This window comes from Nocardia iowensis, assembly GCF_019222765.1.
Taxonomy (GTDB): Bacteria; Actinomycetota; Actinomycetes; order Mycobacteriales; family Mycobacteriaceae; genus Nocardia; species Nocardia iowensis.
The window spans coordinates 936175-956854 of the sequence record NZ_CP078145.1 but is presented as its reverse complement, the minus strand read 5'-3'; the positions used below and the strand labels follow the sequence as shown (position 1 = coordinate 956854).

The 20680-nt window shown below is 68.8% G+C and carries 4 protein-coding genes; 1 reads left to right on the top strand and 3 read right to left on the bottom strand.

The genetic code is table 11. The features are described from left to right. Positions 1–81 precede the first annotated feature (81 nt). On the top strand, positions 82–1107 hold the full coding sequence (locus KV110_RS04340) for an SDR family oxidoreductase (protein ID WP_218473647.1): 1026 nt from the start codon (positions 82–84) through the stop codon (positions 1105–1107). A gap of 28 nt (positions 1108–1135) precedes the next feature. Here the strand turns inward: KV110_RS04340 and KV110_RS04335 are convergent, their stop codons facing one another. The 3 genes from KV110_RS04335 to KV110_RS04325 form a co-directional block, all read right to left on the bottom strand. Further along, positions 1136–2371 (bottom strand): Nramp family divalent metal transporter, encoded by a 1236-nt coding sequence (locus KV110_RS04335; protein ID WP_218478164.1) that lies wholly within the window; start codon positions 2369–2371, stop codon positions 1136–1138. 136 nt (positions 2372–2507) lie between these two features. Next, on the bottom strand, positions 2508–3500 hold the full coding sequence (locus KV110_RS04330; protein WP_218478163.1) for an alpha/beta hydrolase: 993 nt from the start codon (positions 3498–3500) through the stop codon (positions 2508–2510). 278 nt (positions 3501–3778) lie between these two features. Then, entirely contained in the window at positions 3779–20533 is a 16755-nt protein-coding gene (locus tag KV110_RS04325) for a non-ribosomal peptide synthase/polyketide synthase (RefSeq protein ID WP_423710052.1), read from the bottom strand. Positions 20534–20680: the final 147 nt, after the last annotated feature.

The following is a 20680-nucleotide window of genomic DNA, read 5'->3' as shown; positions in this document are numbered from 1 at the left end:
GATCTCGCCGGTACATAACGATCAGCGCACCCGTGTCTGGCCTGAAGTCTCGGAGCGACGGGACTGCTATGTTCACTGGCTATGGGCTACCTGGTTACCGGGGCAACTGGGTTCATCGGTCGGTTCCTCGTCCCCGAGCTGCTGAAACGCGAGGGTGACATCCATGTGCTGGTGCGGCCGGGCGCCGAGTCCGCCGACCGGTTCACCTGCTGCGCCCGGGAGTGGGGCGGCGGGGATCGGGTGTTGCCGGTGCGCGGTGACCTAGGCGCGCCCGGACTGGGGATCGATCCGGCTTGGCTTGCCGAGCATCGCGGCTCGATCGACCATGTCTTCCATTTGGCGTCCAGCTATGACCTCGCCGAGCGCGGCGACGGCACGCGGCATCTGGTCGATGTCGCCGAGGGGCTGAAAGCCGGTCTGTTGCATCATGTCTCGACGGTGGAGGTGGCCGGTTCGACGGAGGGCCTGTTCACCGAGGAGATGTTCGACGAGGGCCAAGAGCTGACCACACCCGTGCAGCGGGCCAAGTTCGAGGCCGAGCGGATCGTGCGCGGTTCCGCGCTGCCCTGGCGTATCTATCGGCCCTCGTTGGTGATCGGTCATTCCCGGACCGGCGAGATCGACCGGATCGACGGACCGTACTACTTTTTCCGGCTGCTGCGGATGGGTGCGCAGCTGCCGAGAATCCTGCCGGTGCTGGTGCCCAAGCTCGGCGAAACCAATATGGTCCCGGTAGATTTCGTGGCCCGCGCGCTGGATCATATTGCGCACCAACCCGGTCCGAACGCGACGACCTTTCACTTGGTCGATCCGCGCAGACAGAGCGTGGCCGAGGCGTTGAATCTGTTCGCCGACGAGGCCGGTGCACCGCACCTGGTCGAGGTGATGCCGAAACGCGCGCTCGACATGGTGTTGCAGGTGCCCGGCGCGAGCTGGGTGCTCCCCCGGGTCGGCGTTCCGCAGGAGGTGTTGGAGCACAGCGAATTCAGCTGCTGGTTCGACTGCCGGAACACCAGCGCCGCACTCGCGGGCACCGACATCAAGGTGCCGCCACTGGCCGGCTACGCCCCGCTGATCTGGAAGTACTGGATCGAGAACTGGGTCTGATTCCGGCCGTGGCGCTTTCGCCCACCAGTCAGGCGCCGATGACCGTCAGGTAGATCAACGCCACATTGAGTGCCGAGATGATGGCGGCGATCAGCCAGGCGAACGCGGAGGTGACGCGGTGGTTGGTGTCCGCGCCCATCAAGCTGCGATCGCTGGTGAACCGCACCAGCGGGATCAGCGCGAACGGGATGCCGAAGGACAACACCACCTGCGAAATGATCAGCGCGCGAGTGGGATCGACGCCGATCGCGAGGATGGCGATCGCCGGGATCAGGGTGACCAGGCGACGCAGCATCAGCGGAATGTGCTTGCGCAGCAGGCCCTGCATGATCATCGCGCCCGCGTAGGCACCGACCGAGGTCGAGGCGAGACCGGAGGCCAGCAGGCCGATGGCGAGCATCAGTGCCGCGACCGGGCCGAGCGCGTCACCGACTGCGGTGTGCGCGTCGGTCAAGGTCTCGACCTCATGACCGCGCAGCGTATTCGCCGCCATCAGCACCATGGCCAGGTTGACCGTGCCCGCCAGCACCATGGCCAGGCCGACGTCCACCTTGGTGATCCGCAGCAGCCGGGCCCGCAGCGGGCCGGGGGCCGGGTGTCCGTGCCGATCCCGGGCCAGGCCGGAGTGCAGGTAGACCGCGTGCGGCATGACCGTCGCGCCGATCATGGCCGCGGCGAGCAGCACGCTCTCGGTGCCCTGGAACCGCGGCACCAGTCCGCCGACCGTGCCGGAGACCGAAGGCGGCGAGATGAACACGCTGGTCAGGAAACCGATCGCGATGACGGCGAGCAGCCCGGTGATCACCCGCTCGAACGGGCGCTGTCCGCGCCGGTCCTGCACCAGCAGCAGACCCATCGAGACCACCCCGGTGATCACACCGCCGACCAGCAGCGGCAGATCGAACAACAGGTTGAGCGCGATCGCGCCGCCGACCACCTCGGCCAGGTCGGTGGCCATCGCGACCGTCTCGGCCTGCCCCCAATACGCCAGCCGCACCGTCCGGCTCGACTTCGCGCGCACTGCCTCCGGCAATGACATGCCGGTGACCAAACCCAGCTTGGCCGAAAGGAATTGGACCAGCCCCGCCATCACGTTGGCCATCACGATGACCCAGACGAGCAGATAGCCGAACTGCGCGCCCGCGCTGATGTTGGAGGCCACATTGCCCGGATCGACATAGGCGATGGCAGCGACGAACGCGGGCCCGAGCAACAGCGATGCCGCGCGGACCCGCTGCGTCGCGGATCTGGCGGATTCGGCCAAGGTGGTACTCACGGAACAGAATTTTACGGGTTCCCGAACTTTTTCATCCAACCCACCCTTAAAAGCCGACCGCCTGGCCATACCCGAAGGTATAACCAGGCGGTCGGTCGGTATTCAGTTAGCGAGGCGGAAGCTCTCAGATGCCGAGTCCGCGGGCCAGGACCGGCCAGGACCGCTGGAACTCGTCCCGCCAGTAGCCCCACGAGTGGGTGCCGCTGTTGCGGAAGTTGTAGGTCGCCGGGATGCCGAGCGAATCCAGCTTCCCCTTGAGGTTGTTCGTGCAGTAGTTGGTGCCCGCTTCGATCACGCCACCGATGATGATCTGGTTGGCCAGGCCGTAGGCGCCGGGCAGGGCGTACTGACCGTTCAACGTGTCGTACTGGCCGGGCAGACCGTTGCCGGTCGAGATGTAGAGGTCCAGCCCGCGCAGCCCCTCGGCGTGCACGTATGGATCGTTGGCCACCCACTCCGCCGAACCCTGCGGGCCCCACATGTTGTCGGTGTTGCCGCCGCCCCAGGTCTCGACGGTGAGCTTGACGAACTCCGAGCCGACCGGATCACTGGTCTGCGCGCAACCGCTGTAGGCCGCGGCCGCCTTGTACAGGCCCGGCTTGGCAATCGGCAGCGCGAGGACGGTGGTGCCCGAGGTGGACAGACCCGAGATCGCGTTCACGCCATTGGTGCCGAGCGCGCCGTCGATCAGCGGCGGCAACTCCTCGGTGAAGAAGGTCTTCCATTTGTTGCGGCCGAGCGCCGGGTCGTCCTTGATCCAGTCGGTGTAGTAGCTCCACTTGCCACCGATCGGCTGGACCACGTTGACGTTCTTGTCCGACAGGAACTGCAGCGCATCGGTCTTCGCCTGCCAGGAGGCATCGTCCTGGCCGCCGCCCGCACCGTTGAGCAGGTACAGGGTCGGCCGCGGTACCGAGGCGTCGGCCGGACGCTGGACGTCGACGATGACCTTCTGGTCCATCGCCGCCGAGTACACGTAGAGCCGGATGTTGCGGTCATCCTTGTACTCGGCCTTGGTGATACGCGATCCGTCCGGGGCGGTCGGGTTGGCGAGCAGGCTCTTGGAATCGATGATCGGATCAGCGGCCGACGCGGGGGTCACGCCGAGGCCGGTCATCACTCCCGCAAGGACCGCCGTTGCCGCGATCGCCGCCGCGGCACGTAGGCCGCCGCGCCGGGTCTGTCGACGTATCAATTTCGCACCTTCGCTTCGTCTCGAGATTCCATCTGCATTCCCCTTGGAGCGCTTGCGAGCCGCGCATGCGCGAGGCCGCACGTGCCTGCGGTGGATGCCCTGGACACACCACGCCAGACCATACGGCCTATGTAGTCGTGACAACAGAGGTCATCGTTACCACAGCGTTGCCCCATCATGCCTGAGTTGCTTCGTTTCGCTCACGCCCGACCCACCTTCGGCGTTGCCGACCAGGCGCGCGGCATCAGCAGGTCGGACAGGCTCGGACCGATCTCCGCCAGTGCTTCCGGCGAGGTCATCTGATCATGCGCGACACCGACCGGGTGATCTTCGACACGCCCGTCGACGAACGGTTGCCAGCTGGCTGCCGCTGTCTCGTGACCGGCCGCGCTGTAGTAATCCAGCCTGCCGTGGAACACCTCTGGTCGATGCTCGGCGATGAGCTCGGCCGAGCGCACCGCGCTGCGGTAGATCCGGCGCACCCGTTCCGGGGTGAGCACGGCCATGTCCGGTGGGATGGTGGCGTGCAGCGCGGCGAGTGCGTCGTCGCTGAGATCGTGGATGTCGCCGTCGGTCGGCAGCAGCGCGTCGGCGCCGATGCCGAGCTCGCCGAGTGCCTCGCGGATCGCCGCACGGAAGTCCGTCACGTCGATGTCGGGGTGGCTGTCCAGCATCGCGAGCAACGCGACCTGTTCCCCCGCCGCCTGCAACTCCGTCGCGATGGCGTGGGCCAGCACACCGCCGAGCGACCAGCCGAGCAGCCGGTACGGGCCGGTCGGCTGGACGGCGCGGATCTCCGCGACATACCGGCTCGCCATCTCGGCCAGCGAGGCGGGCAGGTAACCGTCTTCCGACAGCGCGGGCGACTGCAGCCCGAAGATCGGCCTGCTGCTGGGCACGTAACGGGCCAGACCCGCGTAGCACCAAGACAATCCGTACATCGGGTGGATGCAGAACAGCGGCTCGGCGGCGGCTGTGTCGTGCGGTACCCGGGTGCGGATGGGCAGCAGCACGCCGAGGGCGGTGTTCGAGTCGAGGTCGTAGTCGTGATCGCCGGCGAGTGCGGCCAGGATGCGGGTGGCCAGGGCCGCCGGGGTGGAGTCGGTGAAGAACCACTGCACCCGGATCTCCGCACCGGTGAGCGTGCGCAGTCGGCTGACCGCGCGGGTCGCCACCAGCGAGTTGCCGCCGAGGTCGAAGAAGTCGTCGTCCAGGCCGACCTGATCGACGGCCAGGATGTCGGCGAAGACCTCGACGATGGTCCGCTCCAGCGGCGTGGTCGGCGGACGGTATGGGCGGGCGGCGAGTTCGGGGACCGGAAGCGCCTTGCGGTCGAGCTTGCCGCTGGCGTTGAGCGGCAGCGCGTCGAGGACGAGGACCGCCGACGGCACCATGTAGGACGGTAGGGCGCTGCGCGCGTGCAACAGGACCGCGGCTTCGTCGATGGCCTCCCCCGGCATCGCGACCAGGTAGGCGACGAGGCGGTCGCCGGTGCCGCCATGGACGAGGGCGACGGCCGCGTGCCGCACCGACTGGTGGCCGAGCAGCACGGTTTCGATCTCGCCGAGCTCGACTCGCTGGCCGCGCAGCTTCACCTGGAAGTCGCTGCGGCCCAGATACTCCAGCGCACCGCCGCGCCAGCGCACGATGTCACCCGTGCGATAGAGGCGCGCACCACCCTCGTGCGCGACGAAACGCTCCGCGGTGAGGGCGGGCGCACCGAGGTAGCCGCGGGCCAGCTGGACGCCGGCGATGTACAGCTCGCCCGCAGCACCGGGCGGAACCGGGCACAGCTGGCGGTCGAGCACGTGCACGCGAGTGTTGGCGACCGGCGTGCCGATCGGAACCGCAACGGCGGCAGGGTCTTCGACCGGATAGTCGGTGACCACCGTCGCCTCGGCCGGGCCGTACCAGTTCACCAATCGGGCGGCCGGTACGGCGGCGGCGAAGGTCGTCGCGGTCTCGCCGGACAGCGCCTCGCCCGCGGCAAACACGCGCCGCAAGGCCGGGTATTGCGCCGCCGTCTCCGGGCCGAGGAAGGCATCCAGCATCGATGGCACGAAATGCACGGTGCTGACGGCGTTTTCGGCGATGGTCCGGGCCAGGTACGCCGGGTCGCGATGGCCGTCCGGTTCGGCGACGACGATCGAGGCGCCGGTCTGCAAGGGCCAGAACAGTTCCCAGGTGGAGATGTCGAAGGTGATCGGCGTCTTGTGCAGCACCACGTCGGCGGTGTCGTGCGAGTAGGTCCGCTGCGCCCAGCGGAACTGGTTGACCATCTGGCGGTGCGTGATCACCACACCCTTCGGACGGCCGGTGGAACCCGAGGTGTAGATGACGTAGGCGACATTGTCCGGGTGAACGGCGGTGTCCGCTCCGGAGATCGCGTCCAGTGGCAGGTAGAGCGTGTCCACCGCGACGACCGGAACATCGGTGTCGGTGTCGAACGCGTCGCCGGTGGTGGTCAGCACGCAGGCGGGAGCGGCACTGCCGAGCACGTACTCGCTGCGCTCGGCCGGATGATCCGGGTCGATCGGCAGGTAGCCCGCACCGGCCCGCAGCACCGCGTAGATCGAGACGACCAGGTCGATGCCGCGCCGCATGGCCACGCCGACCAGCGATTCCGCACCGACGCCCCACCGGGCGAGCTCCGCGGCCAGCGCCCGGGAGCGCAGGTCGAGATCGGCGTAGCTGAGCGTGACGTCGCCGTAGCGCACCGCGGGCGCCTCCGGCGTGCGCGCCACCTGAGCGTCGAACAGCGTGAGCAGCGTCGCGTCGTCCAGCAGCTCCGGCACCTCGGTGGCGTTGCGGGCGGCCAGCTCGGCGCGTTCGCCGTCGAGCAACACATCGATGTCGGCGATGCGGGCCTGCGGGTTGGTCACGAACCGCTGGATCAGCGTCGAAAGCCGTTGCGCGAGCGCCGCTGCCGCTGGTTCGTCGAACAGGTCGCGCAGGTACTTCACCGAGACCCGCAGCTGACTGTCCAGCACCACCATCACGGTGAGCGGATAGTGGGTGCCGTTGACCGCGCCCACGCCGGTGACGCTCATGCCGTCGATCGCGCTGGCCTTGTCCAAGCCGTCGCGGTCGACGGGGAAGGATTCGAACACCACGAGGGAGTCGAAAAGCCCTTCCACGCCGATGGTTTCCTGAATATCGCTCAGGCCGAGGTAGTGGTGGTCCAGCAGCCCGGCCTGCTCGGCTTGCAGCTGGCGCAGCAACCCGCCGAGGGTGTCGGTGGCGCCGAGGCGCACCCGCACCGGGATCGCGTTGAGGAACAGGCCGACCATGCTCTCGACGCCGTCCAATTGCGGCGGCCTGCCGGACACGGTGGCGCCGAAGACGACATCGTCGCGATCGACGCTGCGGCCGATCAGCAGACCCCAGGCCGCCTGCACCACCGTGTTCACCGTGACACCGAGACCCGAGGCAAGCCGGGTGAGCGCGGTGGTGTCGGCCTGTGCCAGCTCGAAGCCGACTTCGCCGACCCCGGCGGCGATTTCGCGGCCCGGGTCCACCGGTGCCAGCGGCGTCGGCTCGGTGATGCCGGCCAGCGCGCTGCGCCAGGCCGCGCGCGCCGCGTCGGCCTGCTGGGCAACCAGCCAGGCAAGGTAGTTCCGGTACGACGGGACCTTGGGCAGATGCCGGGAATTGCCGCCGAGCGCGTAGAGCGTCAGCAGGTCCTTCATCAGCAGCGGCATCGACCAGCCGTCGATCAGGATGTGATGGCTGGTCACCAAGAGGTGGTACGCGTCGGCGGACGAGCGGATCAGCGTGAACCGCAGCAGCGGCGCGGTCCGCATGTCGAAGTGGTCGGCCAGGTCGGCCGCCTTGATCCTGGCCAGCTCCGCGTCGGCGGCACCGGGCTCGAGCTGGCCGAGGTCGATGAGCCGCCACGGCACGTCGAGCGAATCCTGCACGACCTGAAGGGGATTGCCCTCGGCGTCCTCGGCGAACGCGACACGCAAGTTGTCGTGCCGGTCGAGCACGCCCTGCGCGGCCGTGTGCATCCGGCCCGCGTCCACCGCGCCGCCCAGATCGAGGACGAACTGGGTGGTGTAGACGTCCACCGACGTCTCGGCGAGCAGCGCGTGGAACAGCATGCCCGACTGCAACGGGGTCACCGGCCACACATCGGCGAGGTTCGGGTAGGTGGCGGCGAGACGGTCGATGCAGGGCTGCTTCAGGCGCACCAGCTCGAAGTCCGACGGCGTGAATCCGCCCGCGTCTGGCCGCAGACCGTGCTCGGCCAGGCCGCCGAGTGCCCGGATCCAGTGCTCGGCAAAGGTTTTCACCTGGTCGCCGGTGAACACCGCTGCGGCATAGTCGAACCGGGCCAGCAGGCCGTCGTCGGTGGCGTCGACGGTGAGGTCGAGCAGCAGGTCGTCGGCCGCGGTGTCGGTGTGCACCCGGGCCGGACGCAGATCCCGGTAGCGCAGCGCGAATCGGCCACGGCCGAGCGCGCTGAGGTCGGCGGCGGTGTCGGCGTTGAGGTAGCGCAGCAGGCCGTAGCCGACACCGCGCGAGGGCACCGAGCGGCGCAACTCCTTGATCTGGGCCAGCGCCGCGCCCGCGGCGGGGCCGCCGACCAGCGCGTCGGCCGTGTCGATCCTGGTGAGCCGCAATGGCAACGGGTACTCGGTGGTGAATCCGCCGACCATGCTCTCGTCGGCATTCGTCGCCGACCGCTCGTCGGCGGACAACCGGATCACCGAGCCGAGGGCGCGGGTGACGGATTCCTCCGCCGACGTCTGCAGGGCCAGCGCGACGGCGGTCAGCAGCACGTCGTCCACGGCGGCGTGATAGGCGGCCGCGGCGGCGGCCACCGCGGCGGCACCCTCCGCGGTGATGGTCAGCGACACCCGGCTGCGGGTGCGCAGATCCCGTCCATCGGCGACGGTGCCCTCCGGTACGGAACCCAAGGTCCGCTCCCACCAACCCAATTCGCCGACGGTCCGCAGATCGTGCGCCCGCGCCGACAGCGCGCGGATGAGCACGCCGAGGCCGGACTCCGGGGCCGCGGGCGCCGCGTGGCGGCCCCGGCTCCAGGCGACGGTCAGCTGGTCGACGATGGTGCGCCAGGAAACATCGTCCACGACAAGGCCGTTGGCGACGACGATCAGCGTCGACCGGCCCTCGAGCCCGCCGGTCAGCACGAAGTGGATATTGCGTCCCTGTTCGGGATCGAGTGCCGCGGCGGCGGCATGCACCACATCATCGATGGGCAGCGAGGTTTCGCCGTGCTGCGGGTCGAGCCTGCGGAACGCCTCGCCGGTGCGTTCGTCGACCGGCGGGATCCGCAGCACCGGGGTGTCCCCCTCGCGGTCGAGCCGGACCCACAGCATCGGATGCTGATCGAGGACCTTGCCGACCGCGGTGTGCACCGCTTCGACGGCGCAGCTCTCCGGCACATCGAGGGCGATGGCGCGGACCTCGACACCGAAGTCGAGCAACCGGGCCGCCTGCGGGGTCAACGGCAGGTCGCCCGACTCGTCGCCCGGACCGTCCTCGACCACGGCGGCGCGGGCGAGCGCGGCGACGGTGCGGGATTCGAAAACGTCACGCGGCGAGAAGAGCACGCCGCGGGCTCGGGATCGCGACACCACCTGGATGGAGACGATGCTGTCGCCGCCGAGTGCGAAGAAATCGTCGTCGAGCCCGACCCGTTCGATGCCGAGCACCTCGCCGATCACCTCGGCGATGGTCAGTTCCGCCTTGGTCTGTGGTGCGCGGTAAACCGTTGTCTCCAGGACCGGTTCGGGCAGGGCCCGCCGATCCAGCTTGCCGACCGGTGTCAGCGGGATCTCGTCGAGCACGACGATGGCCGTCGGCACCATGTATTCCGGCAAGATCGTGCCGAGTTGTCCGGTCAGCGTGGCGACATCGAGCGTCGCGCCCTTGGCGGGCAGTACGTAGGAGACCAGCATCGTGGCACCGGAACCGGATTCGCGGCCGAGGGTGACCGCGAACTCGACGCCGGGTTGCGCGGCCAGCGCGGCATCGATCTCGCCGAGCTCGATGCGGAAACCGCGTACCTTCACCTGGAAGTCGTTGCGGCCCACATACTCGACCACCGGGCGATCGTTCGCCCGACCCCAGCGCACCACATCGCCAGTGCGGTAGAGGCGCTCGCCGGGCTGTCCATAGGGGTCCGCGACGAATCGAGCCGCGGTGAGTCCGGGCCTGGCGTGGTAGCCGCGAGCCAGCTGGATGCCACCCAGATACAGTTCGCCCGCAACACCTTCCGGCACCGGGCGCAGCCTGCTGTCCAGCACCAGCGACCGCGTGCCGCGGATCGGACCGCCGATGGTGACCGGTTCCCCCGGTCGCAGCGGGTCGCTGATGTTGGTCATGATCGTGGTCTCGGTGGGCCCGTAACCATTGTGGAAGCGCCGGTTCTCGGCACCCGCCCACTTGGCGACCAGGTCGGCGGGCACCGCCTCGCCGCCCGCCACGATCGCGCGCATGCCGGACAGCGCGTCCGGGTCGAGCGAGGCGAGTACCGACGGGGTGAGGAAGGCGTGCGTGACCTGTTCGTCGCGGATCAGTGCGGCCAGTTCGTCGCCGCCGAACAGCAGCGGCGGCGCGACCACCAGCGCACCGGCCGAACCCAGCGCCAGCAGCAATTCCAGCATCGACGCGTCGAACGACGGCGAGGCGAAAGCCAGTGCGCGCGTCGACTGGTCGAGCTCGTAGCGCTCCACCTGCTCGGCACTGAAATTGGCGAGGCCCGCGTGGGTGACCACGACGCCCTTGGGCAGCCCGGTGGAGCCCGAGGTGTAGATGACGTACGCGGCGTTGCCGCTCCGGACCGGGCCGTGGCGTTCGGTGAGGCTGATCGGGCGATCCGACCGGGCGGCGACATCGTAGGTGAAGTCGCGATCGTCGAGCACCAGCCAGGGGCGGCCACCGGCCATGGCGGGCAGGTCGCCGAGCTCGGCGGTCAGTGTCACACCCAGTGCCGCACCGGAATCGGCGACCATGTGCGCGATGCGGTCGGCCGGATAGGTCGGGTCGATCGGCACCAGCGCCGCGCCGGTCTTGGCCACCGCCCACACCGTGAGCACCGACTCGACCGAGCGCCGGATGGCCACGGCCACCAGGACATCCGGGCCCGCGCCGCGATCGATCAGCGTGCGTGCCAATTGCGAAGAGGCGGCGTCGAGTTCGACGTAGCTGAAGGAGCGGCCGCCGACAACGATGGCGACGCCGGTGGGATTCCTGGTGACCGCGGAGGCCATCAGTTCCGGCAGGGTGCGTGGCGGTGCGGCCTCGCCGCCGCTGCGCGAGACCAGGTCGGCCCGCTCCGATTCGTCCAGCACCTCCAGGTCGCCGACCGCGGTGCCAGGGTCTTTGGCGACTGCGGCCAGGATGCCGCGGAACCGGCGACCGAACTCGGCGACCGTGTGTTCGTCGAACAGGTCACGGGCATAGGTGAATTCGGCGGCGAGCCCGGCTTCGGCACCCGTCTCGGTGCGCTGCTCGCGCATGGTCAGCAGCAGATCGAACTTGGCGGTATCGGCGGCCGGGTCCAGCGCGGCGAAATTCAGGCCGGGCAGTTCGAAGCTGGTGGCAGCGAGGTTTTCGAAGGACAGTGCCACCTGGAACAGCGGGTGGCGGCCCGCGGAGCGCTCGGGATCGAGCACCTCGACCAGTCGCTCGAACGGGGTGTCCGCGTTGGCGAAGGCCCGCAGGTCGGTCTCCCGGTTGGCGGCGAGCAGTTCGGTGAAGCCGAGGCCGGGGGCGACGCGGGTGCGCAACACCAGCGTGTTGACGAACATGCCGATCAGGTCGTCGAGCTCGGCCTCGCCGCGGCCCGCGATGGGGGTGCCGATGGCGACGTCCTCGGTGCCGGACATGCGAGCGAGGAACACCGCGAGCGCGGTGTGCACGACCATGAACAGGGTCGCGTTGTGCTGCTTGGCCAAGGCCACCAGCGCGGCGTGCACGTCGGCGTCGACGACGAAGTTCGTCTTGCCGCCCGCGAAACTCTGTGCGGCGGGGCGTGGCCGGTCGGTAGGCAGGTTCAGCTCGTCCGGCAGGTCCGCGAGTTCCCTTGTCCAGTAGGCGAGTTGCGCTCCCGCCGGGGATTCGGGATCGTCGTCGCTACCGAGCACGCTGCGCTGCCAGAGCGCGTAGTCGGCGTACTGGATCGGCAGCGGCGCCCAGGACGGTGCCTCACCGCCGCTGCGGGCGGCGTAGGCCAGCATCAGATCCCGGGTCAGCGGGCCCATCGACCAGCCGTCGGCGCTGATGTGGTGCGCGACGAACACCAGCACGTATTCGCTGCCCGCGAGCTGGAACAACCGCGCACGGAACGGCACCTCGATGGTGACATCGAATCCGGCGGCGACGATGCGCTGCACCTCGTGCGCGACGCGTTCCTCGCCGATCTGCGCGGGGGCCAGATCGACCGAAACCTCATGTGGCGCCAGGACGCGCTGCTCCGGACCGTCCAATGTCTCCGGGTAGACGGTGCGCATGATCTCGTGGCGCGCCACGAGATCGGTGACGGCCTGCTGTAACGCGTCGACGTCCAGGTCGCCGGAGAGGCGGATGGCGACCGGGATGTTGTATACCGCCGCGGTGGTGTCGAATTGGTTGAGGAACCACATGCGCTGCTGGGCGAAGGAGAGCGGGATGTGGTCGGGGCGCGGCTGGGCGACGAGCGGGCTGCGCGCGTGCTCGCCAGCGGTGTGCTCGACCTTGACCGCGAGGCCCGCGACGGTGGAGGCCTCGAACAGCGCGCGCACCGGGACACGCGAATCCAGCGCGGCACCGATCCGAGCCGCGACCTGAGTGGCCAGCAGCGAGTTACCACCGAGCGCGAAGAAGTCGTCGTCGGCACCGACCCGCTCGACACCGAGCACCTCGGCGAACACCGACGCCACAATCTCCTCGATCGGGGTCGAGGGCGCACGGAACACCTGAGCCTCGAACTCCGGCTCCGGCAACGCCTTCCGATCCAACTTGCCGTTCACATTGAGCGGCAACGCATCCAACACCACAAACGCCGACGGCACCATATACGACGGCAACGCAGCGCCGAGCGCCGACTTCACCTGCGCCACATCGAGTCCGGCCGAATCATCCGGCTGCCCGACCTCCGCTGCGACCAGATAGGCCACCAGGCGATCACCGGTCTTCGGATCGGACTTGGCGATCACCGCAGCCTGCGCTATCTCGGGCAACGCCAGCAGCGCCGCCTCGATCTCACCCAACTCGATCCGGAAGCCACGAATCTTCACCTGGAAGTCGGTGCGGCCCTGGTACTCCAGCTCACCGTCGCGGTTCCAGGCCACCAGGTCACCCGTGCGGTACATCCGCGCACCGGACCGGAACGGGTTGGCCACGAACCGATCCGCGGTCAGATCCGCGCGGCCGAAGTAGCCGCGCGCCAACTGATCGCCCGCCAGATACAGCTCGCCGGAGACGCCGACCGGCACCGGCCGCAGCCGAGCGTCGAGCACGTAGACCTGGCTGTTCCACTCGGGTGCACCGATGGCGACGGAGCCCTGATCGGCCTCGGTCACTCGATGCCGGGTGATCGACACCGCGGCCTCGGTCGGGCCGTACAGGTTGTACAGAGCCACCTCGGGACGCGCCGCCAGGAAGCGCTGCGCCAGCGCGGCGGGCAACGCCTCGCCGATGGCCAACACGCGCCGCAACGGCGACGGCTCCGGCACGGATTCGGTCCCGGTGTGCACCAGCAGGGCATCGAGCATGGACGGGACGACATGCAGCGTCGTCACGCCTTCTCTGGTGATCAGCTCATTGAGGTAGGCCGGATCACGGTGCCCCTCCGGCGCGGCGATCACCAGCTTGCCCGCGCAGACCACGGCCGACCAGAACTCCCACACCGAGAGGTCGAAAGTCGCCGCCGTCTTGAGCAGCACGGCGTCGTGGCCGGACAGGCCGAATTCTGCTGTCTTCCACTGCAACTGGTTCGCAATGGCGGCGTGCGTGACCGCGACGCCCTTCGGCCGACCGGTCGATCCGGAAGTGAAGATCACGTACGCGGTGTGCTCGGGCCGCAACGGCGCGAGCCGCTCCTTGTCCGAAAGCGGGCCGCTGGCAAAGGAATTCAATGCGAGTTCGTCGATCCGCAGCACGGGCGCGACATCGGTGTCGAAGGCCGCGTCCTCGTCGGTCAGCACGCACACCGGTGCCGCGGTGTCGAGGATGTAGCCGGTGCGCTCGGCAGCCTGGTCCGGGTCGACCGGCACGTACGCACCACCGGCTTTGGCGACCGCGTACATGGCGACCACCAGGTCCACCGACCGGCGGAAGGCGAGCGCCACCCGCGTCTCCGGCCGGACACCCACCGAGATCAGATACCGGGCAAGCCGATTCACCCGTGCGTCCAGCTCGACGTAGGTCAGCTCGTGGCGGGAGCCGTCCGGCAGGTCGGCCACGACGGCGACTGCCTCGGGTGCCGCGGCCATGACCGACCGTTGCAGGAACGACGGCAGTGTCGCGGCCGTATCGACCTTGTGGACGGTCTCGTTCCAGGTGGACAGGACGGCGCGGCGTTCCTCGTCAGCGAGCAGGTCGATATCGCCGACGGGCGTCGCGGCATCGGCTACGACGGCGGCGAGGATCCGGGAGAACCGCTCGGCGAAGCCCTGCACCGTCGCGGCATCGAAAAGATCCGTGGCATAAGTGAAGAACCCACCGATGCCGGTGGGCGCGCCGGACTCGTCGTAACTGTCCCCGACGATCAGATGCAGATCGAACTGCGACACATCGAGATCCGCGTCGACACCAGCAACGGTCAGGCCGGGTAGTTCGAGTGCGGTGCGGGCGATGTTCTGGAAGGACAGCCCCACCTGGAACAGCGGATGATGCGCCGTCGAGCGCGGCGGATTGAGCACCTCCACCAACCGCTCGAACGGAATATCCGCGTGCGCGAACGCTTGCAGGTCGGTATCGCGTTGCCGCGCGAGCACATCGGTGAAGGATTCGCCGCCATCGAAGGTGGCCCGGAAGACCACGGTGTTGACGAACATGCCGATCAAGTCGTCGAGCTCGCGTTCACCACGACCCGCCACCGGTGTGCCGATGGCGATGTCGCCGGAACCCGACAAGCGGCCGAGCAGCACCGCCAGCGCGGTGTGCACGACCATGAACAGCGTCGCGCCGTGCGCGTGAGCAAGGTCGACGAGTCCAGCGTGCGTGGCCGCATCGATCTGTACGTCCACGCGCGCACCGGCCATCGACGCGATCGCGGGCCGCGGCCGGTCCGTCGGCAACTCCAGCAGGTCCGGCAACCCGGCAAGCCGCTTGCGCCAAAACAGGATCTGCTGTGCCGCAATCGATTCAGGATCGGTCTCGTCGCCGAGGACCGCGCGCTGCCACAGGGCGTAATCGGCGTACTGCACCCGCAGCGGTTCCCACCCGGGTGCCTCGCCCGCGGTCCGCGCGGCGTAGGCGATCATGACGTCGCGCACCAGCGGCCCCATCGAGGACGCGTCCGCAGCGATGTGATGCACCACCACCGCGAGAACATAGTCCGATCCCGCTGTGCCGTCGGTGATTTCGAGCAGCCGAACGCGCACCGGCACCTCACCGGTCACGTCGAACGGCGTCGACGCCAGCGCGTACACCTCGCCGGGGACCTCGGCCGCGGTGACAGGGCGGGCGGTGACGTCCAGCGTCACCCGGCTCGCGGGCAACACGACCTGCACCGGACCGTCCGCGGTCTCCGGATACACGGTGCGCAGCACCTCGTGCCTGCTCACCACGTCGTCGAGGGCCGCACCGAGCGCGGCCACATCCAGCGCACCGGTCAGCCGCAGCGCGAACGGCAGGTTGTAGGCGGCCGAACCAGCCGTCGCGACATCGCCTTCGGCCTGATCGAACCGGTTGAGGAACCACATCCGCCGCTGTGCCAGCGACAACGGCAACCGGTCGGGCCTGGCGATGCTGCCGAGCAGCACGCCCCGCTCGCCGTGGGTGCGTGATTCGATTGCGGCGGCCAGCGACTGCACCGTCGGCGTCTCGAACAGCGTCCGCACCGGAACCTTGGCATCCACTGCGGCACCCAATCGAGCCACCAGCTGCGTGGCGATGAGCGAGTTGCCGCCGAGGGCGAAGAAGTCGTCGTCGGCACCGACCCGGTTGAGTCCGAGTACCTCACCGAACACCTCGGCAACGATCTCTTCGACCGGCGTTGCGGGCGCGCGGAATTCCCGCGCGGTGAAGGTCGGCTCGGGTAGTGCCTTGCGGTCCAGCTTCCCGCTGGGGTTCAGCGGCAAGGCGTCCAGCGCGACGATCGCCGTCGGAACCATGTACGCCGGAAGTGTTTCCGCGACAGCCGTGAGCAGTTCCGCTTGCTCGATCGAATGTCCAGGGGTGGCAACAACGTAGGCCACCAGCTGGTCACCGAGCGCGGATGGGCGCACCAGCGCCACCGCCTGGTTCACCGAAGGCTGCGCCAGCAGCGCGGTTTCGATCTCGCCGAGTTCGATGCGCTGGCCGCGGAACTTGACCTGGAAGTCGGTGCGGCCGATGTAGTCCAGCCGATGCGACCGTCCGGCGGTGGCGTCGCGCCACACCACCAAATCGCCGGTGCGGTACATGCGTCCGCCGAAACCGAACGGGTCGGCCACGAAACGATCCGAGGTCAGGTCGGGACGCCGGACGTACCCGCGAGCCAACTGATCACCGGCGAGGTAGAGCTCGCCAGGCACGCCGGCGGGCACCGGTCGCAGCAGGCCGTCCAGCACGTACACCTGGGTGTTCCACTGCGGCACGCCGATCGGCACGGAACGGGTGTCCGAACCATCGGCGGGCCAGTAGGTCACCGACACCGCAGCCTCGGTCGGACCGTACAGGTTGTGCACCTCGGCAGCCGAAACCGCACGGAACGCGTTGACGGTCTCCGGCGGCAATGCCTCGCCGATCACGAAAACATCGCGCAGCGTCGGGCAGGAACCCGCCTCGACGTGCGCGGCGAATACCGTGAGCATCGACGGCACGAAGTCGGTGACGGTAACCCGCTGCGCGGCAATGGTTTCCGCGACGTAAGCCGGATCGCGGTGGCCATCGTGGGTGGCCACGACCAGCTTCGCCCCGGCCCGCAGTGGCAGGAAGAAGCCCCACAGCGATACGTCGAAGGTCGTCGCCGTCTTCTGCAGGTACACATCGTCGGCATCCAGCGGGTACGCCGCGAGCATCCACTCGATCTGGTTGTTGATCGCGGCGTGCGAGACCGCGACCCCCTTGGGCCGCCCCGTCGAGCCGGACGTGAAGATGACGTAGGCCGGATGCTGCGGCAGCACCGGTCGCAGCAGCTCCTCCTGCCGGACCGGCGCACCGTCGAAACCACTGGTATCCACCGAATCCAGGGTGAGCACCGTGATCCCGGCAGGCACCTCGATCGCGTCCGCCGACGTGGTCAGCACGCAGGTCGGCTGTGCCGTATCGAGAATGTGCGCGATCCGCTCGGCCGGATGATCCGGATCCAACGGCACATACGCACCGCCTGCCGTGACGATCGCGTACATGCCGACGACCAGGTCCAGCGAACGCCGGATCGCCAATCCCACCAGCGACTCCGCGCCGACTCCCTGCGAAATCAACAACCGGGCAAGCTTGTTGACCTGCTCATCGAACTCGCGATAGGTAAGCGTCGCGCCCTCGTAGTCCAGCGCGACGGCCCGCGGATGTGCCGCCGCCGCCCGCCGATACCCGTCCAGCAGCAGCTCGGGAGCAACCGCGTGCCGGGTCTCGTTCCACTCGAGCAGAATCCGCGCTCGCTCGGCGGGCGCCAGCAAATCGATCTCACCGACGGCGCGCTCCGGATGCTCCGCAACCCCGGCGAGCAGCCGCTCGAAGCGGTGCGCGAACTGCGCGATCGTCGTCTCGTCGAACAGCTCCGTGGCATAGGTGAACTGCGCGGAGAACCCACTGTCTTCCTTGGGCACGACGGTCAACTGCAGATCGAACTTGGCCACCGCACCGTCGAAATCGACCGCGTGCGCGGACAATCCGGGTAGCTCGACGTGGGCCTTGCTCATGTTCTGGAAGAACAGTGCGACCTGGAACAGCGGGTGGTGCGCCTGCGAACGCACCGGGTCGAGCACCTCGACCAACCGCTCGAACGGTAGCTCGGCATGCGAAAACGCCGCCAGGTCCGTCTCTTTGGTGGCGGCGAGCAGGTCGTGGAAGGAGGCGCCGGGATCGATCGTGGTGCGCAGCACCAAGGTGTTGACGAACATGCCGATGAGCCCGTCGAGCTCACGCTCACCGCGGCCCGCGACCGGCGTGCCGATGGTGATGTCGTCGGTCCCGGCGAGCCGGGCGAGCAGTGCCGCGAACGCGGCGTGCACCACCATGAATTCCGAAGCGCCCGCCCGCTGGGCGAGGTCGGTCAGCCCGCGATGCACCTCGGCGGACACCTCGAAGGTGTACTCCGCGCCGCCACCGGAGGCGACGGCCGGACGCGGGCGGTCCGCGGGCAGGTCGAGCCGATCGGGGATGCCCGCCAGGGCATCGCGCCAGTACGCGATCTGCGCCGCGGCCACCGAATCGGGATCGTTCTCGTCGCCGAGCACTTCCCGCTGCCACAGCGTGTAGTCGGCGTACTGCACTGGCAGCGGCGCCAAGGCGGGCGGGGCGCCGTTGCGCCGAGACAGGAACGCGCCGAGCAGATCACGCAGGAACGGCGCTACCGAGGCGCCGTCGGCGGCGATGTGGTGCACGACCACCACGACCACGTGCTCGCTGGGCGACAGCTCGGCCAGCGCGATGCGCAGCGGCACCGCCGCGGCGACATCGAATCCGGCCAGCGCGAACCCGCGCAGCCAGTCCACCAGCTCGTGCTCGGCCAACGGCTTCGGCGCCAGGTCCGGAACAGCCTGTGCGGCCGGGAGTACCACCTGGTAGCCGGTGCCATCGATGGCGGGATACACGGTGCGCAGCGTCTCGTGCCGTTCGATCACATCGGTGATCGCGGCCTGCAACGCCGACACATCCAGCGCCCCGGACAACCGAATGGCGAACGGAATGTTGTTCGCCGCCGACGCGGGGTCGAACTGGTTCAGGAACCACATCCGCTGCTGTGCCAGCGACAGCGGAATATGCTCCGGCCGCTCCATCGGCGCGAGCGCACGCCGGTCATCGGCGCCCTTCAATGGCTCCAACCGCTCGGCAAGCCCGGCGACCGTCGGCGTTTCGAAGATCAGCCGCGCTGGCACCCGCGCCGCGACGGCCGCACCGAGCCGGGCGGCCACCTGCGTCGCGATCAGTGAATTGCCGCCGAGCTCGAAGAAGTTGTCGTCCGCGCCGACCGGCGCACCCGGGCCGAGCAACTCGGCGAAGACATCGGCGACCAGCTCTTCCAGCGGACCGACCGGCGCCCGAAACACCTTGGTCTGCAACCGTGGCGCGGGCAGCGCCGCCCGGTCCAGCTTGCCAACGGGGGTCAGCGGGATCGTATCGAGCACCATGACCACCGTGGGCACCATGTGCGCGGGCAAGCTCTGCTCGGCGAAACCGGCCAGTTCGGCGGCATCCGCGGCCATTCCTGGCGCGGCATGCACATACGACACGAGAATCGTTGCGCCGCTGTCCAGGTTGTGCCCGACGGTGACCGCGAAGTCGACGGTCTCGTGCGCGGCGAGCACCGCGTCGATTTCGCCGAGTTCGATCCGGAAGCCGCGGATCTTCACCTGGAAGTCGTTGCGGCCCAGATACTCCAGTTCGCCGTGATCGGTCCAGCGCACCAGGTCGCCGGACCGGTACAACCGGGACCCGTTGGCGTCGAACGGGTTCGCGACGAAACGAGCGGCCGTGAGCCCTGCCCGATCGTGATATCCCCTGGCCAGCTGCGCGCCGGTGATATACAGCTCGCCGACGGCACCGCGCGGCACCGGGACCAACTGCTCGTCGAGCACGTATTCGGTGATCGCGCGGATCGGTGCGCCGATGGTCACCGGCGCGTCCGGGACCAGTGGCGCACTGATATTCGTCATGATCGTGGTCTCGGTCGGCCCGTACCCGTTGAAGAACTCCCTGGTGCCGCCGGACACCGGTGTTGCCCAGCGCCGCACCAGCTCCGGCGGGCAGGCCTCGCCGCCGGCGACCACCACGCGCAACTCGTCCAGACCGGTCGGGTCCACCGACGCCAGCGCGGCGGGGGTGATGAACGCGTGCGTTACACCCTCTCGGCGGATCAGCGCGGCCAGTTCCTCGCCGCCGAACACGGTCGGCGCCACCACCACCATGGTGGCCGCGCCGCCGATCGCCAGCAGCAGTTCCAGCACCGAGGCATCGAACGACGGCGACGCGAAATGCAAAGTCCGCGAATCACTCGTGACCTGGTACCGCTCGCGCTGCTCGTCGCAGAAACTCGACAAGCCGGCCTGGGTGACGACGACGCCCTTGGGCTTGCCGGTCGATCCAGAGGTGTAGATCACATAGGCCGGATGCTCGGCACGCAGCGGCCGCACCCGGTCGACGTAGGTCACCGGGTCCGCCGGGAACTCGTCGAGCAGCCTGGCGCAGTCGGCGGTGTCGATGGGCAGCCAGTCGACCCGGTCCGGCAGTTCGTCACGGACGGCGGCGACGGTCAGCCCGAAGACCGCGCCGGAGTCGACGACCATGTGCTCGACCCGGTCGGCCGGATAGTTCGGATCCACCGGCACGAATCCGGCGCCGGTCTTGGCCACCGCCCAGACCGCGAGCACGGATTCGATCGACCGCGGGATACCGACGGCCACCAGGTCCTCCGGCCCGACACCGCGGCCGATCAGCAGCCGGGCCAGCCGGGTCGACCGCTCATCGAGCTCGGCGTAGCTCAGCTCGGTCAGCGTGCCGGTGGCGTCGGCGAAGGTGACACCGATGCCGCCGGGGTTCGCCTCGACGGCGGTCGCCATCAGCTGCGGCAGCGTGGTGACTCTCGGCCGCCTGGTTCGGGTCGGCCGAACACGTGCCGGGCGGGTCATGCGCACACCGCTTCGAGCGTCTCATCACACCGCTGCCCGACCGACCGAACCATGGAGATGCCTCACCCTGCCTGTTGTCGCCGCATACCCGCTTCGATGCCCCCGCCCCCATGATCATCGAACGCGCGCATGCCCATCGTTACCGACCGCATC

Excerpts from the sequence above, each read along its gene's own strand:
- KV110_RS04330 (WP_218478163.1), bottom strand. The coding sequence starts at position 3,500 with ATGACCGGCCTCGGCGTGACCCCCGCGTCGGCCGCTGATCCGATCATC.
- KV110_RS04340 (WP_218473647.1), top strand. The coding sequence starts at position 82 with ATGGGCTACCTGGTTACCGGGGCAACTGGGTTCATCGGTCGGTTCCTC.